General features: G+C 73.0%; 5 protein-coding genes. All 5 read left to right on the forward strand.

Features of this window, described 5'->3' with window-relative positions:
• Nucleotides 1-6 precede the first annotated feature (6 nt).
• The 5 genes from AC5L3C_RS24760 (at nt 7) to AC5L3C_RS24780 (ending at nt 15955) form a co-directional block, all read left to right on the forward strand.
• On the forward strand, nt 7-426 hold the full coding sequence (locus AC5L3C_RS24760; protein WP_493650890.1) for a cobalamin B12-binding domain-containing protein: 420 nt from the start codon (nt 7-9) through the stop codon (nt 424-426).
• An 88-nt stretch (nt 427-514) separates the two neighbouring features.
• A complete protein-coding gene (locus AC5L3C_RS24765; protein ID WP_493650891.1) occupies nt 515-1258 on the forward strand; it encodes a TetR-like C-terminal domain-containing protein in 744 nt (247 codons plus the stop codon).
• Nucleotides 1245-2444: an MAB_1171c family putative transporter gene (locus AC5L3C_RS24770; RefSeq protein ID WP_493654010.1), complete on the forward strand. Its 1200-nt coding sequence runs from the start codon at nt 1245-1247 to the stop codon at nt 2442-2444. Before AC5L3C_RS24765 ends, AC5L3C_RS24770 begins: the two co-directional genes overlap by 14 nt.
• A gap of 106 nt (nt 2445-2550) precedes the next feature.
• Entirely contained in the window at nt 2551-3498 is a 948-nt protein-coding gene (locus AC5L3C_RS24775; RefSeq protein ID WP_493650892.1) for an ACP S-malonyltransferase, read from the forward strand.
• Nucleotides 3499-3637: 139 nt separating this feature from the next.
• Nucleotides 3638-15955 (forward strand): SDR family NAD(P)-dependent oxidoreductase, encoded by a 12318-nt coding sequence (locus AC5L3C_RS24780; protein ID WP_493654011.1) that lies wholly within the window; start codon nt 3638-3640, stop codon nt 15953-15955.
• Nucleotides 15956-15976: the final 21 nt, after the last annotated feature.

The following is a 15976-nucleotide window of genomic DNA, read 5'->3' on the forward strand; positions in this document are numbered from 1 at the left end:
GCGGGCATGCTGTCCGAGCCGATCCGTATCGTCGTGGCCAAGCCCGGCCTCGACGGGCACGACCGGGGTGCCAAAGTGGTCGCCCGGGCCCTGCGCGATGCCGGGGTCGAGGTGATCTACACGGGTCTGCACCAGACGGCCGCGGACATCGTGGCCACCGCCCTCCAGGAGGACGCCCACGGCATCGGGCTGTCGGTGCTGTCGGGCGCCCACATGACCCACTTCACCGAGGTGTTGGCGCTGCTCCGCCAGGAACAGGCCGGCGACATCAAGGTGTTCGGTGGCGGCATCATCCCCGAGACGGACATCCCGCGGCTGCGGGAGCGGGGTGTGGCCGCCGTGTTCACGCCCGGCACGCCGGCGCGGCGGATCGTGGAGTGGGTGCGGGAGGAGTTCGGGTGCGCCGGTACCCCGGAGAAGGTCTGACATGGATGTGGCCGGATCTCAGCGCTTGGCCCAGAACGCCACGCCGACCACACCCCTACGCCTCGTAACCGACCGGTACGGTTTGGCCATGAGTTTTTCCGGAACGAGCGCTGCTGGCGAGAACGCCGGGCTGCGCGAGGCCGTCAAGGGCACCGCGCGCGACCTGCTGGTGAAACGAGGTGCCGGGGGACTGTCCCTGGACGCCGTGGCCCAGGAGGGCGGCCGTGCCGTCGCCGAGGTCGAAGCCGTCTTCCCGCACCGGGACGACCTGCTGACCGCCCTGGTCGTGGACGCCTACAACGCCTCCGGCGCCGCGATGGAACAGGCCGACCAGGCCGCCAGGGACGCCGGTGCGCCGGCGGGCGGGCGGCTCCTCGCGGCGACCCGCGCGCTGCGGCAGTGGTCCTTCGCCAACCCCGGCGAGTTCACCCTGATCTACGGCTCGCCCGTGCCCGGCTACCACGCCCCGCAGGACACCGTCCCGCCCGCCTCGCGCACCCCCGCCGTGCTGGCAGGGATCGTACGTTCGGCGCTGGAAGCAGGTGAACTCGCCCCGCCCCGAAGGGAGTTGCCCGGACCTCCGCTGCTGAGGCCGGAGGCCGTGCAGCTCTTCGGCGGCGTGCCCGAGGCACCGTTCTCGGACATCATCGAGCGCGGCATCGTCCTGTGGAGCAACCTGATCGGACTCCTGGTCTTCCAGGTCTTCAGCCGGACCCACGACAGCGTCCGGGACGAATCCGCGTTCTTCGACTACGCCGTCGCCGTCGCGGCGGAGAGCGTCGGGCTGGACGTCGACCCGTCGGGCGGGGGAGCGGGCCCTGAACACGATTAGGACCGTCTGTTTCGTCATCGCGGCACTGTCGTCCTACGCCGCGCTCGTCTACCGGCTGTGCCAGGTCCGGCGCAGCTGGCGGGACAGCTCCTACCGGGCCCTGCTGGTCACCCTGGGATTCCAGTGCCTCACCTTCACCATGGGCGCCGTCGCCATGACCGACGACCACGTCCTCGGCGTCGGCAACCTCGCCATCCTCGTGATGCACCTGTCGGCGGTCGCCTTCTGCGTCTGCGCGCAGATCATCCTGCTGCGGTGGGCGGAGGACGAGGGCGCCGACCGCAAGATCCGCTACTGGGTGACGGCCGGCATCGCCCTCGACCTGTTCCTGACCGTTCTGTTCCTCGTCGCCGACGGCCCCCACCGGCCGGCCGCGGACTTCAACACCGGCAGCGGCCAGCCGCTGGTCCTGACCTATCTCCTGGTCTTCATCGTCTCCCAGGCGCTGCCGTGCGTGACGGTCTTCCGTCAGTGCGGCCCCTACGCGCGCAGGGCGGGCAGGACCCCGCTGCGCCAGGCCCTGCGGCTGCTGTCCGCCGCCGCCGTCGTCCTCTTCCTCTACTGCGCCGCCCGCACGGTCAACATCCTCACCGCCGCGGCCGGGCTCGACATCGGCGCCTGGCAGCTGGCCCCGTCCGTGCTCAGCGCCGTCGGCATCGTGGACCTCTCCCTCAGCCTCACCATCTCCTCCTGGGGAGCCTCCCTCACCCGGCTGGTGGAGTGGGCCCGCAACTACCGGTCGTACCGCGTGCTCTACCCGCTCTGGCGGGACCTGTACGAGTCCTCCCCGGACATCGTGCTGGAGCCGCCCGCGGCCACCGTCTCCGACCTCGACTACCGCCTGCACCGGCGGGTCATCGAGATCCGCGACGGATGGCGTGACCTGCGCCCCTACATCGACCGCGGCGCGCACGACGACGGCGGCGCCGGCCCGCGCGCCGACGAGGACCGGCAGGCCTTCGCCGAGGCCGCCCAGATCCGGCAGGCCCTGCACGCCAAGCGCACCGGCACCATCCCCGACGACAACAAGGACGCCGCCGACTTCGAGGACCGGGACACCGACAACTTCAGCGCGGAGGTCACGTGGCTCACCAAGGTCGCGGCCGCCTACAGCAAGCTCGGCAGAACCGGCGCCAACCCCCCGGAATCCGGGGCGGAAGCGGTGCGCGTCCCTAGGGGACGTTAGGGGTGGGGGCCACCGGCTCTCCTTGAGTAGGGTCACCGCTCGCGGACCGAACCGCGAGCGGTGGCCGCCGGCCCCGCGCGTCGCCGGCGCAGCCAGAAGGAGAGCCATGTCCAGCGCAACCGCCCTCGTCTTCCCCGGCATGGGACCGTCGAACTTCTCCGAAGTGGGGAAGTTCATGGTGCTCGACCCCTACACCCGCCGTCGGCTCCAGGAGGCCGACGAGGCCCTCGGATACCGGCTCCTCGACCGCTTCTACGCCTCGGACAGCGACTATTCCGAGTACACCCAACTCGCCTTCCTGGTGAATTCGATCGCGCTCGCCGACCGCGCCGTGGAAACCCTCGGAATGCGCCCGGAGATCTGTGTCGGACCCAGCTTCGGGCAGAAGGCCGCCGCCGTGTACGCGGAGACCATGAGTTTCTCCGACGCCCTGCGGATGACCGCGGAAACCGCCCGCTGCGAGGCCGAGTTCTTCGCCACCGAATACACCGACACCGTCACCCAGTCCGTCGCCCGCACCCCGCGCGCGCAGCTCGAGGAACTCGTCGCCGAACTCAACGGCCGCGGCGAACTCTGCGAGATCTCCGGCTACATGGACAGCACCTTCTTCCTCGTCACTCTGCGCGAATCCGCCCTCGACGGGTTCACCGCCGCCGTACGGGCCATGAACGGGCACCCCATGTACACCATGCGGCCGCCCGTGCACGCCCGTGCCTTCGCCGCACTGCGCGCCAAGGCCGAGCGCGAGGTGTTCTCCCGCTACCGGATCGACGCCCCCGCGCTCACCGTCGTCGCAGATCAGGACGGACGGATCGTGGACACGGCCGACGCCGTGCGCACCATGCTCCTGGACACCTTCGACCGCCCCGTCGACTGGCCCGCCGCCGTCGAAGCGCTGCGCGGACTCGGCGTGGAGCACGTCGTGGTGACCGGGCCCGACAACCTCTTCCGCCGGCTGGCGTGCACCACCTCCCACTTCCAGGTCACGGCCTTCGACCCGAAGAGCACCGTGCGCCGCATGACCGCCCCCGTCACCACACCCGCCAGCGCCTGAACCCGCCCCGAAAACCGGGTGAATTCCCCTTCGGTCAGGGGGTTTTAGGGGTGCAGACAAGCTCCTGGAGCTGCGTAGTCTCGGCCATGGATCGGCGTTCGCCGAGAAGTGCGGCAGAGCTCTGGAGTGGTCAAAAATGCTGGATGATCCCCGCGAATTCGAGGCGCGCCCACAAGACGCCCGCCAGGAAAACCCCGGGCACCATCGGTCCGCGGTCCGCGACGCGCTCGCCGGAGCCTCCGCATACGAACGCAGGCGCATTCTCGTCACCCTCGTCCGCGAGCAGGCGGCGGACATCCTACGGCGCCCCGCCGACGAGATCGGCCCCGACCGGCCGCTCCTCGACCTCGGACTCGGCTCGCTGGGCGCGGTCGAACTGGTCCGCCGCATCGGCGACGCCACCCGGCTGCGCCTGCCGCTCGTCCTGGTCTACGACCACCCCACCCCCGAAGCCCTCGCCGAGCAGCTGACCGCCGAACTCGCCGCCGACGGCCTCACCTTCGACGACACCACCGAGCCGGCCGAGGCCGCCCCGGACCCCGTGCCGGCCGGCACCCAGGACGACCCGGTCGTCATCGTCGGCATGGGCTGCCGCTTCCCCGGCGACGTCACCTCGCCCGCACAGCTGTGGGACCTCGTCGCCGAGGGCCGTGACGCCGTCAGCGCCTTCCCCGACAACCGCGGCTGGGACCTCGACGCCCTCTACGACCCCGACCCCGACCACCCCGGCACCAGCTACACGCGCCACGGCGGCTTCCTCCACGACGCCGACCAGTTCGACCCCCAGTTCTTCGGAATGACCCCGCGCGAGGCCCTCGCCACCGACCCCCAGCAGCGCCTGCTCCTCGAGACCGGCTGGGAGGCCCTGGAACACGCGGGCATCGACCCGACCACGCTGCGCGGCAGCCGCACCGGCGTCTTCGTCGGCGCCGAGACCCAGGAGTACGGCCCCCGCCTCGGCGCCGCCGAGGAGGGCCTCGAGGGCTACCTCCTCACCGGCAACGCCGCCAGCGTCGCCTCCGGCCGCGTCGCCTACGCCTTCGGTCTGCAAGGCCCCACCCTCACCGTCGACACCGCCTGCTCGGGCTCCCTCGTCGCCCTGCACCTGGCCGCCCGCGCCCTGCGCGCCGGCGAGTGCACCATGGCCCTGGCCGGCGGAGTCGCCGTCATGTCCTCGCCCGGCGGCTTCCTCGCCTTCAGCCGGCAGCGCGGCCTGTCCGCGGACGGCCGCTGCAAGCCGTTCTCCGCGCACGCCGACGGCACCGGCTGGTCCGAGGGCGTGGGCATCCTCGTCCTCGAGCGGCTCTCCGACGCCCGGCGCAACGGCCACCGGGTCCTCGCGGTCGTCCGCGGCACCGCCGTCAACTCCGACGGCGCCTCCAACGGCCTCACCGCGCCCAACGGCACCGCCCAGCGCGGCGTCATCCGCCAGGCCCTCGCCGACGCCGGCCTCACCGCCGCCGACATCGACGCCGTCGAGGCCCACGGCACCGGAACCGTCCTCGGCGACCCCATCGAGGCCCGCGCACTCATCGAGACCTACGGCCGCGACCGGCCCGCGGACCGGCCCCTGTGGCTCGGCTCGATCAAGTCGAACCTCGGCCACACCCAGGCCGCCGCCGGGGTCGCCGGCGTCATCAAGATGGTCATGGCCATGCACCACGGCACCCTGCCCGCCACCCTGCACGCCGACGAGCCCACCCCCCACGTCGACTGGTCCGCGGGCGAGGTACGACTGCTGCAGCACAGCCGGGCATGGGCCGGGGCCGGGGACGCCCCCTGCCGGGCCGGTATCTCCTCGTTCGGCATGAGCGGCACCAACGCCCACGCCGTGATCGAGGCACCGCCCGCCGCCGACCGCGGGCCGGAGGAAACGGACTACTCGGCCGACTCCTCCGGCTCCGCAGAGACCCCGCCCTCCTCGGGTAGCTCCGGCTCCGCAGACTCTCCGCACTTCTCGGGTAGCTCCGGCTCCGCAGACTCTCCGCACTTCTCGGGTAGCTCCGGCTCCGCAGACTCTCCGCACTTCTCGGGTAGCTCCGGCTCCGCAGACTCTCCGCACTTCTCGGGTAGCTCCGGCTCCGCAGACTCCCGGCACTTCTCGGGCAGCTCCGGCTCCGCGGCCTCCCCGCACCCCGCGGACACCTCCGGCGCCGACGCCGCCCCCCTGCCCTACACCCTGTCCGCTGCGACCCCCGACGCCCTGCGTGACCAGGCACGCCGGCTCCTCGACCACCTCACCGCGCACCCCGGCATCTCCGGCGCCGACCTCGCCCACTCCCTGGCCACCACCCGCGCCCACCTGCCCCACCGGAGCGTCGTCGTCGCCGGTGACCGCGCCGAACTGCTCGACGCGCTGGGCACGCTGGCCGAGGGCGGCGAGCACCCCGGCGCCGTCACCGGCACCCGTACCGACGGCGGCACCGCCGTCCTCTTCACCGGCCAGGGCAGCCAGCGCCCCGGCGCCGGCCGCGAACTGGCCGCCGTCTTCCCGGTGTTCGCCGACGCCCTCGACGAGGTCTGCGCCGCCCTCGACGCCCACCTCGACCGGCCCCTGAAGCAGCTCATGTTCGCCGACGAGGGCACCCCCGAGGCCGCCCTCCTCGACGAGACCCGCTACACCCAGCCCGCCCTCTTCGCCCTCGAGGTCGCCCTCTACCGGCTCGCGGCCTCCTGGGGCCTGCGCCCCGACTACGTCACCGGGCACTCCATCGGCGAACTCACCGCCGCGCACATCGCCGGCGTCCTCAACCTCGCCGACGCCGCCCTCCTGGTGACCGCGCGCGGCCGGCTCATGCAGGAACTGCCCGCAGACGGCGCCATGACGGCCGTCGAGGCGACCGAGGAGGAGATCCTCCCCCTGCTCGCCGGCCGCGACCACGAGATCGGCCTCGCCGCCCTCAACGGCCCCGGCTCCGTCGTCCTGTCCGGCACCGAGGACGCCGTCACCGAGATCGCCGGGATCTGGCAGGCACGGGGCCGCCGCATCCGCCGCCTCGCCGTCAGCCACGCCTTCCACTCGCCGCTGATGGAACCCATGCTCGACGAGTTCCGGTGGATCGCCCGGGTCGTCGACTACCGGCCGCCCACCATCCCCGTCGTCTCCAACCTCACCGGCCGCACCGCGCCCACCGAGGACATCTGCTCCCCCGAGTACTGGGTCCGCCACGTCCGCCACGCCGTACGCTTCGCCGACGCCATCGGCTTCCTGCGCGGCCAGGACGTCCGCCACTTCCTCGAACTCGGCCCCGACAGCGTCCTGTCCGCCCTTGGACGGCAGACCGCCGGCGACGACTCGCCCGCCCTGTTCACCCCCGCCCTGCGCAAGGACCGCCCCGAGGCCCGCCAGCTCACCGCCGCCCTCGCCGGACTCCACGCGCACGGCGCCCGCCTCGACTGGGCCGCGGCCCTGGCCGACCGCGGCGGCAGCCGCGTCGACCTGCCCACCTACGCCTTCCAGCACCGGCGCTACTGGCTCGACGCCACCGCCCCCGGCACCGACGCCGAGGGCCTCGGCCAGCGTGCCACCGGACACCCCCTGCTCGGCGCGGCCGTCGCCCTGCCCGACTCCGGCGGCATCGTCCTCACCGGGCGCATCTCGCAGCGTACGCACGCCTGGCTCGCCGACCACGCCGTCATGGGCACGGTCCTGCTGCCGGGCACGGCATTCGTCGAGATGGCCGTCCGCGCCGGCGACGAGGCCGGCTGCGACCGCCTCGACGAACTCACCCTGGCCACCCCCCTCGCCGTACCGGAGCACGGCGGCATCGCCCTGCGCGCCACCGTCACCGCCCCCACCGCGGACGGCTCCCGCGAACTGACCCTCCACTCACGGCCCGAGGACGCCCCGGACGACGAGTGGACCCTGCACGCCACCGGCCTGCTCGCGCGGGCCGGCACCACCCCCGCGGCACCGGCCGAGGCCTGGCCCCCGGCGGACGCCCGGCCCGTCGACCTCACCGGCTTCTACGAGCGCCTCGACACCGACGGCTACGGCTACGGCCCCGTCTTCCAGGGCCTGCGCGCCGCCTGGCGGCACGGAGACGACATCCTCGCCGAGGTCGCCCTGCCCGACGACGCCGCCGACAGCGCCGGACGGTTCACCCTGCACCCCGCGCTCCTCGACGCGGCCCTGCACACCACCAGCCTCCTCACCACCGAGGACGGCGACGGCGTGCACCTGCCGTTCTCCTTCGCCGGGGTCTCCCTCACCCTCGGCGGCGCGGCCAGGTGCCGGGTCACCCTCTCCCCGACGGGCACCGGCACCGTCCGGCTCGCCCTCGCCGACGCCACCGGCGCCCCGGTCGCCACCGTCGAGGCCCTGACCATGCGCCCGGCCTCCGCCGACCGGCTCACGGCCGCCGCCGTCACCCACCACGACGCCCTGCACCGTGTCGAGTGGACACCCCTCACCGCACCGGCCACGGACACCTCCACCGCCGCCTGGGCCGTCCTCGGCGACGACACCTCCCCGCTCGCCACGGCCCTGACCGGCGCCGGCGTCAACGCCACGGCCCGCACCGGACTCGACACGGCCGCCGCCGACGCACCCGGCCTCGTCGTCCTCAGCAGCGCCCCGCACGAAGGCGACGACCTCGCCGCGTCCGTGCACACCCGCGTCGCCGCCGTGCTGGAACCGCTCCAGCAGTGGCTCGCCGACCCCCGCTTCGAGGACACCCGGCTCGTCGTCCTCACCCGCGGCGCCGTCGCCGCCGCCTCCGACGAGGCACCCGCGGACCTGCCCGGCGCCTCGGTCCGGGGCCTCGTCCGCTCCGCCCAGGCCGAGAACCCCGGCCGGATCCTGCTGATCGACCTCGACGAGCCGCGGTCCGCGGCGGCACTGCCCGCCCTGGTCGGCCTCGACGAACCGGACCTCGCCCTGCGCGACGGCACTCCGTACGCCCGGCGCCTGGTCCGCGCACCCGTCCCCGCCGCCACCGAAGACAACGAGGAGAACACGGCAGCCGCCGACGGCACCTGGCTCGTCACCGGCGGCACCGGCGCCCTCGGTGCCCTGGTCGCCCGCCACCTCGTCGCCCGGCACGGCGTCCGCCGGCTGCTGCTCACCAGCCGCCGCGGCCCCGACGCCCCCGGCGCCGACCGGCTCACCGCGGACCTCACCGCCCAGGGCGCCCAGGTCACCGTCGCCGCCTGCGACGCTGCCGACCGCGACAGCCTGCGGTCCGTCCTCGCCGCCGTACCCGACGAGCACCCGCTCACCGGCGTCGTGCACACCGCCGGCGTCCTCGACGACGCCCTCATCGGGTCCCTCACCCCCGAGCGGCTGGCCCGCGTCCTGCGGCCCAAGGCCGACGTCGCCGTCCACCTGCACGATCTCACCCGCGACCGGGACCTCTCGGCGTTCGTGCTCTTCTCCTCCGACGCGGGCGTCCTGCCCGCCCCCGCACAGGGCAACTACGCCGCCGCCAACACCTTCCTCGACGCCCTCGCCGAACACCGGCGCGCCCAGGGACTCCCCGCCCTCTCCCTCACCTGGGGACTGTGGGAGCAGCGCAGCGGCATGACCGCCCACCTCACCGACGCCGACGTCGAACGGATGAAGCGCGCGGGCTCCCTGCCGCTGCCCACCGACCTCGGACTCGAACTCCTCGACCTGGCCCTGCGCACCACCCTGCCCGTCGTCGCACCCGTGCGCCTCGACCTCGCCGCCGTACGCGCCTCCGGTGACGTACCCGCGCTGCTGCGAAGCCTGGTCCGCACCCCGGCCGTCCGCCGCGGCACCGCCGACGCCGGCGACTCCGCCCGGACCTTCGCCGACCAGCTCGCCGCGCTCACGCCCGCCGACCGCTACAAGGCCGCCATCGACCTCGTACGGCGCACCGTCGCCCTCGTCCTCGGCACCGGCCGAAGCGACGCCCTGGACGACGAACAGGCCTTCAAGGAGCTGGGATTCGACTCCCTCTCCGCCGTGGAACTGCGCAACCGGCTCACCGCCGCGACCGGTCTGCGGCTGCCGGCCACACTGATCTTCGACTATCCGACACCGGGCGCCCTCGCCCGCGAACTCGCCTCCGGCCCCGCCGACACCACCTCCGCGGCCACCACCCCCACCACCGTGGCCGCCCCCGACGACGACCCCGTCGTCATCGTCGGCATGGCGTGCCGTTACCCCGGTGACGTGCGGTCGCCGGAGGACCTGTGGCGGATGGTCGCCGAGGGCACGGACGGTGTGTCGGGGTTCCCGGAGGACCGTGGCTGGGACGTGGAGGGCATCTACGATCCGGATCCGGACCGTCCGGGGACGACGTATGTGCGTGAGGGCGGTTTCCTGCACGACGCGGCGGAGTTCGATGCCGGGTTCTTCGGGATCAGTCCGCGTGAGGCGCTGGCGATGGACCCGCAGCAGCGGCTGCTCCTCGAGGTGTCCTGGGAGGCGTTCGAACGCTCCGGCATCGACGCCCAGGCCCTGCGCGGCGACTCCGTAGGCGTCTTCGCCGGCGTCATGTACGGCGACTACGCCTCCCGCGTCGACGAGATCCCGGCCGACGTCGCCGACTTCGTCGGCAACGGCAACTCCTACAGTGTCGCCTCCGGCCGCGTCGCCTACACCTTCGGCTTCGAGGGCCCGGCCCTCACGGTCGACACGGCGTGTTCGTCGTCGCTGGTGACCCTGCATCTCGCGGCGCAGTCGCTGCGGCGCGGCGAGTGCTCGATGGCCCTGGCCGGCGGTGTCACCGTCATGTCGACCCCGGACACCTTCATCGACTTCTCCCGCCAGCGCGGACTCGCCCGCAACGGCCGCTGCAAGTCGTTCGCGGCCGCCGCGGACGGCACCGGCTGGGGCGAGGGCGTGGGCATGCTCCTGCTGGAGCGGCTGTCGGACGCGCGGCGCAAGGGGCACCGGGTGCTGGCTGTGGTGCGGGGCTCGGCGGTCAATCAGGACGGCGCGTCCAACGGCCTGACGGCGCCGAATGGTCCCGCGCAGCAGCGGGTGATTCGTGCGGCGTTGGCGGATGCCGGGCTGTCGGCGGCGGATGTGGATGCGGTGGAGGCGCATGGCACGGGCACGCGGCTGGGCGATCCGATCGAGGCGCAGGCGTTGCTGGCGACGTATGGGCAGGAGCGGTCTGGTGACGATCCGTTGTTCCTGGGGTCGTTGAAGTCGAACATCGGGCATACGCAGGCGGCTGCGGGTGTCGGTGGTGTGATCAAGATGGTGCAGGCGTTGCGGCATGGGGTGTTGCCGAAGACGTTGCATGTGGATGAGCCGTCGGGTCAGGTGGACTGGTCGGCGGGTGCGGTGGAGTTGCTGAGGGAGACGCGGGAGTGGCCCGAGGTGGGGCGTGCGCGTCGGGCGGGTGTGTCGTCGTTCGGGATCAGTGGGACGAACGCGCATGTGGTGCTGGAGGCCGCACCGGAGGAGGCGGAGCCGGTCGTCTCCGATTCGGGGGCGGTGGTGCCGTGGGTGGTGTCGGGCAAGTCGGCTGCCGCGGTGCGGGATCAGGCGGCGCGGCTGGCGGAGTTCGTGGCCGAGGGCGGGCCGCGTGTGGTGGATGTGGCGGCGTCGCTGGTGCGGTCGCGGGCCACGTTCCCTCACCGGGCAGTCGTCGTCGGTGCACGGCGTGACGAACTCGTAGCTGAGCTGGCCGAGTTGAGCGTGGCTCCGGCTGGTTCGGTGGGTTCGGGTGTGGTGTTTGTGTTCCCGGGTCAGGGGTCGCAGTGGCTGGGGATGGCGGTGGAGCTGGCGGAGGCTTCGCCGGTGTTCGCTGAGGCGCTGGCCGAGTGCGAGGCCGCTCTTGCCCCGTTTGTGGACTGGTCGCTGAGCGAGGTGCTCAGGGATGGGGAGGGTGGTTGGCTGGAGCGGGTTGATGTGGTTCAGCCGGTGTTGTTCGCGGTGATGGTGTCGTTGGCGCGGTTGTGGCGGTGGCTGGGGGTGGAGCCGGCTGCGGTGGTCGGTCATTCCCAGGGTGAGATCGCGGCTGCGTGTGTGGCGGGGGCGTTGTCGCTGGAGGATGCGGCGCGTGTGGTGGCGTTGCGGTCGCGGGCGATCCGGGTGCTGTCCGGACGCGGCGGCATGGTGTCCGTCGCCCTGCCGGTCGACGCCGTACGGGAGCGGATCACCGCGTTTGAGGGCCGTGTGTTGGTGGCGGCGGTCAATGGTCCGTCGTCGGTGGTGGTCTCCGGTGAGCCGGGGCCGTTGGAGGAGTTGGTTGCCTCGTGTGAGGCGGAGGGTGTGCGGGCGCGGGTGATCCCGGTGGATTACGCCTCGCACTCGGCCCAGGTCGAGGAGCTGGAGACGGAGCTCCTGGATGTCCTCGCTCCGATCAGTGCTCGGTCGTCCGAGGTGCGGTTCTTTTCCACCGTGACGGGTGACTGGCTGACGGACACGTCGGTGATGGATGCCGGGTACTGGTATCGGAATCTGCGTCAGACGGTGGAGTTCGCCGACGCGGCGGCGGCGTTGGTCGAGCAGGGGCATGGTCTGTTCATCGAGGTCAGCCCGCACCCCGTGCTGACCGTGGGGCTGGGCGAGACGGTCGAGGTGGCCGACCGGCCGGTGTCCGTCCAGGGGACGCTGCGTCGCGACGACGGCGGCTGGCAGCGTTTCCTGGTCTCGGCGGGGCAGGCGTTCACGGCCGGCGCGGACGTGGACTGGGACAGGACACTGCCGGAGGACGCCCGGATCGTCGACCTGCCGACGTATGCCTTCCAGCACACCCGCTACTGGCTGGAGAACACCGGTGGTGTCGGGGACGTGGCGTCCGCCGGACTCGCGGCCACGGATCATCAACTGCTGTCCGCTGCCGTGGCGTTGCCGGACTCCGACGGTGTCGTCCTCACCGGGCGCATCTCGCAGCGTACGCATTCCTGGCTTGCCGACCACGCCGTGAACGGCATGGTTCTGCTGCCGGGTACCGCGTTCGTGGAGATGGCGGTGCGGGCCGGTGACGAGGTCGGTTGCGGCATGGTCGAGGACCTGACGCTGGCTGCGCCGCTGGTCGTGCCGGAGCGGGCCGGTGTGGTCCTGCGGGTGGTGGTCGGCGCGGCGGGTGAGGACGGACGGCGTGAGCTGTCGGTGTTCTCGCGTCTCGACGACGAGAGCGGCACCGACGCCGACACGAGCTGGACGTGCCACGCCACCGGAGCCCTCGCCGTGGGCGACGGGTCATCGGCGGCCACGCTGGACCTCTGGCCGCCGCGTGAGGCGCGGCCGGTGAACGTCGCGGGCTTCTATGCGTCGGCCGAGGCGGACGGGTACGGGTACGGGCCGCTGTTCCAGGGTCTGAAGGCCGCCTGGCGGCACGGTGACGACGTGTTCGCGGAGGTCGTCCTGCCCGAGGGTGCGGACGCGGCCGGGTTCGCCCTGCACCCGGCCCTCATGGACGCCGCACTCCACGCCACCGGCCTCGCCGATGCCGACCGGGCCGACGGCTCGGGACCGCTGCTGCCGTTCTCGTGGAGTGGTGTGACCCTGCACGCGCAGGGCGCGACCGCGCTGCGGGTGCACGTCCGGCCGGTGGGCCGCGACGCCGTCGCGCTCACGCTCGCCGACAGCTCCGGTGCGCCCGTGGCGTCCGTCGAGTCGCTCGCCCTGCGTGCGCTGTCCACGGACGGACTGACAGCCGACCCCGCAGGTGAGGCGGCCTTCCACGGCTCCCTCTTCCGTTCGGAATGGCGTCCGCTGACCCTGCCCGAGGACGTGCCGGCACCCTCGTGGGCCGTCGTGGGGCGGGACCCGCTCGGGCTGGCGGGCGTGCCGTCGTACGGCTCGCTGGAGGAGCTGACCGGCGACGTGCCCCCGTACGTCCTCGTCACCCTGCCCACCGCGCAGGACGCGGCCCTCGCCGAGCAGGTGCACGACGCCTTGCAGGAGACCCTGCGCCTGGTGCGGAGCTGGCTCGCGGAGGACCGGTTCGCCGGATCGCGGCTCGTACTGGTCACCCGGGGCGCGGTCGCGGGCGAGCCGGGGGAGAGGATCTCCGGGCTCGCGCAGTCGCCGGTGTGGGGCCTGGTGCGCTCCGCGCAGGCCGAGAACCCGGACTGCTTCGTCCTCGTCGACGCCGACGAGGCACCCGCTTCCCTGGCCGCCCTGCCGGCCGCGCTCGCCACCGGCGAGCCCGAAATCGTCCTGCACGGCGGCGAGGCCCGCGTCCGCAGGCTCGCCCGGGTCACCGAGCGGCAGGCCCTGGTGCCGCCGCAGGACGGTCCCTGGCGGTTGGACGTCTCGGCCAGCGGCACCCTGGAGAACCTCTCCCTGGTGCCCGCGCCCGACATGGCCGAGCCGCTGCGCGAGGGCGAAGTGCGGATCCACGTCCGCGCCGCCGGCCTCAACTTCCGTGACGTGGTGACCGCGCTCGGCATGGTCGTCGTGGACGAGATCATGGGCGGTGAGGCGGCCGGTGTGGTCGCCGAGGTCGGTCCGGGTGTCACGGACCTGGCGGTCGGTGACCGTGTGGTGGGCCTGTTCACCGGGTCCTTCGGTCCGCTCGCCGTGACCCACCGCGACTACCTGGTCCCGATGCCGCAGGGATGGACGTTCGCCGAGGCCGCCGCCGTCCCCGTCGTCTACGCGACGGCCCTGTTCGGCCTGGTGGACCTGGCCTCGACCGCCCCCGGCCAGCGGGTCCTGGTGCACGCGGGCGCCGGTGGCGTCGGCATCGCCGCCATCCAACTGGCCCGCCATCTCGGCGCCGAGGTGTTCGCCACGGCCAGCCCAGCCAAGTGGGACACCCTGCGGGCGCTCGGCCTGGACGAGGATCACATCGCCAACTCGCGTGATCTGGGCTTCGAGGAGAAGTTCTCGAAGGTCACCGGCGGTGAGGGCATGGATGTGGTGCTCAACTCGCTGGCGCGGGAGTTCGTGGACGCCTCGCTGCGGCTGCTGCCGCGTGGCGGTCACTTCCTGGAGATGGGCAAGACCGACAAGCGCGACCCCGAGGAGGTCGCCGCACAGCACCCCGGCGTCCGGTACGCGGCGTACAACCTGCCCGACTTCGAGCCGTCCCGCTCCCAGGAGATGCTCACCGAGGTCGTCGAGCTCTTCGAACGCGGTGTGCTCACCCACAGCCCCGTCACGGCGTGGGATGTGCGGCGGGCTCCGGAGGCGTTCCGGTTCATGAGTCAGGCGCGGCATGTGGGGAAGATCGTGCTGACGGTGCCGGTGGGGCTGGATCCTGCGGGGACGGTGCTGATCACGGGTGGGACGGGCACGTTGGGTGCGTTGGTGGCCCGTCATGTGGTGGTGGAGCACGGGGTGCGCAGTGTGGTGCTGACCAGTCGGCGTGGTCTGGCGGGTGAGGGTGCGGCCGCGTTGGTGGCGGAGTTGGAGGCGTTGGGTGCGTCGGTGTCGGTGGTGGCGTGTGATGTGAGTGACCGGGAGGCGTTGGCGGGGGTGTTGGGGGGTGTTCCTGCGGGGGCTCCGTTGACGGCGGTGGTGCATGCGGCGGGTGTGCTGGATGACGGTCTGGTGGGGTCGTTGTCGGGGGAGCGGCTGGCGCGGGTGGTGCGTCCGAAGGTGGATGCGGCGGTGCATCTGCATGAGTTGACGCGGGGGATGGATCTGTCGGCGTTCGTGTTGTTCTCGTCGGCGGCGGCGACGTTGGGGGAGTCGGGGCAGGGTAATTACGCGGCGGCGAACACGTTCCTGGATGCGTTGGCGGAGGTGCGTCGGGCGGAGGGTCTGCCGGCGACGTCGCTCGCGTGGGGGTTCTGGGAACAGCGCAGCGGCATGACCGCCCACCTCACCGACGAGGACGTCGAACGCATCAAGCGCACCGGAGTCCAGCCGCTCCCCACCGAGCTCGGCCTCGAACTTCTCGACCACGGCACGGCGTCCCCCTGGCCCACCCTGGCACCGATCCAGCTCGACACGGCCGTCCTGCGCGAGAGCGGAACCATCCCGCCCCTGCTGCGCGGCCTCGTCAGGGCACCCGCCCGGCGCACGGTCGCCGCGGGCCCCGCCGCCGAGTCGGCGGCGTCGCTCACGGACCGGCTCGTCGCCCTGCCGGCCGCGGAACGCGAACGGTTCGTCCTCGACCTGGTCCGCCGCGACGTCGCCACCGTCCTCGGCCACGGAGGAGCGGACGCCGTCGAGGCCGCCCAGGCGTTCAAGGAGATCGGCTTCGACTCGCTGACCGCCGTCGAACTGCGCAACCGCCTCTCCGCGGCCACCGGACTGCGCCTGCCCGCCACCCTCGTCTTCGACTACCCCAACCCCGCGGCCCTGGCCCGCCACCTCGTGACCGAGCTCGCCCCGGCCGACGCCGCGGCCCCGGCCGACTCGCAGGAGGAGCGACTCCGGGCCGCCCTGTCGGAGCTGCCGCTCGCCCGGCTGCGCGAGGCAGGCGTGCTCGATGTCCTGCTCACCCTCACGGGGCTCGACGACGAGTCCGCCGGCGCGGACGCCGACGCCGGCACGGACGAGAGCGAGGGCGCCATCGACGAGATGGACGCCGAGAGCCTCATCCAGCTCGCCCTGAGCAACCCCGACGCCTGATCCGAGACCTGTGGAGCATGT

The organism is Streptomyces speibonae, from assembly GCF_984686075.1.

Excerpts from the sequence above, each read along its gene's own strand:
- AC5L3C_RS24760 (WP_493650890.1), top strand. The coding sequence starts at position 7 with ATGCTGTCCGAGCCGATCCGTATCGTCGTGGCCAAGCCCGGCCTCGAC.
- AC5L3C_RS24765 (WP_493650891.1), top strand. The coding sequence starts at position 515 with ATGAGTTTTTCCGGAACGAGCGCTGCTGGCGAGAACGCCGGGCTGCGC.
- AC5L3C_RS24775 (WP_493650892.1), top strand. The coding sequence starts at position 2,551 with ATGTCCAGCGCAACCGCCCTCGTCTTCCCCGGCATGGGACCGTCGAAC.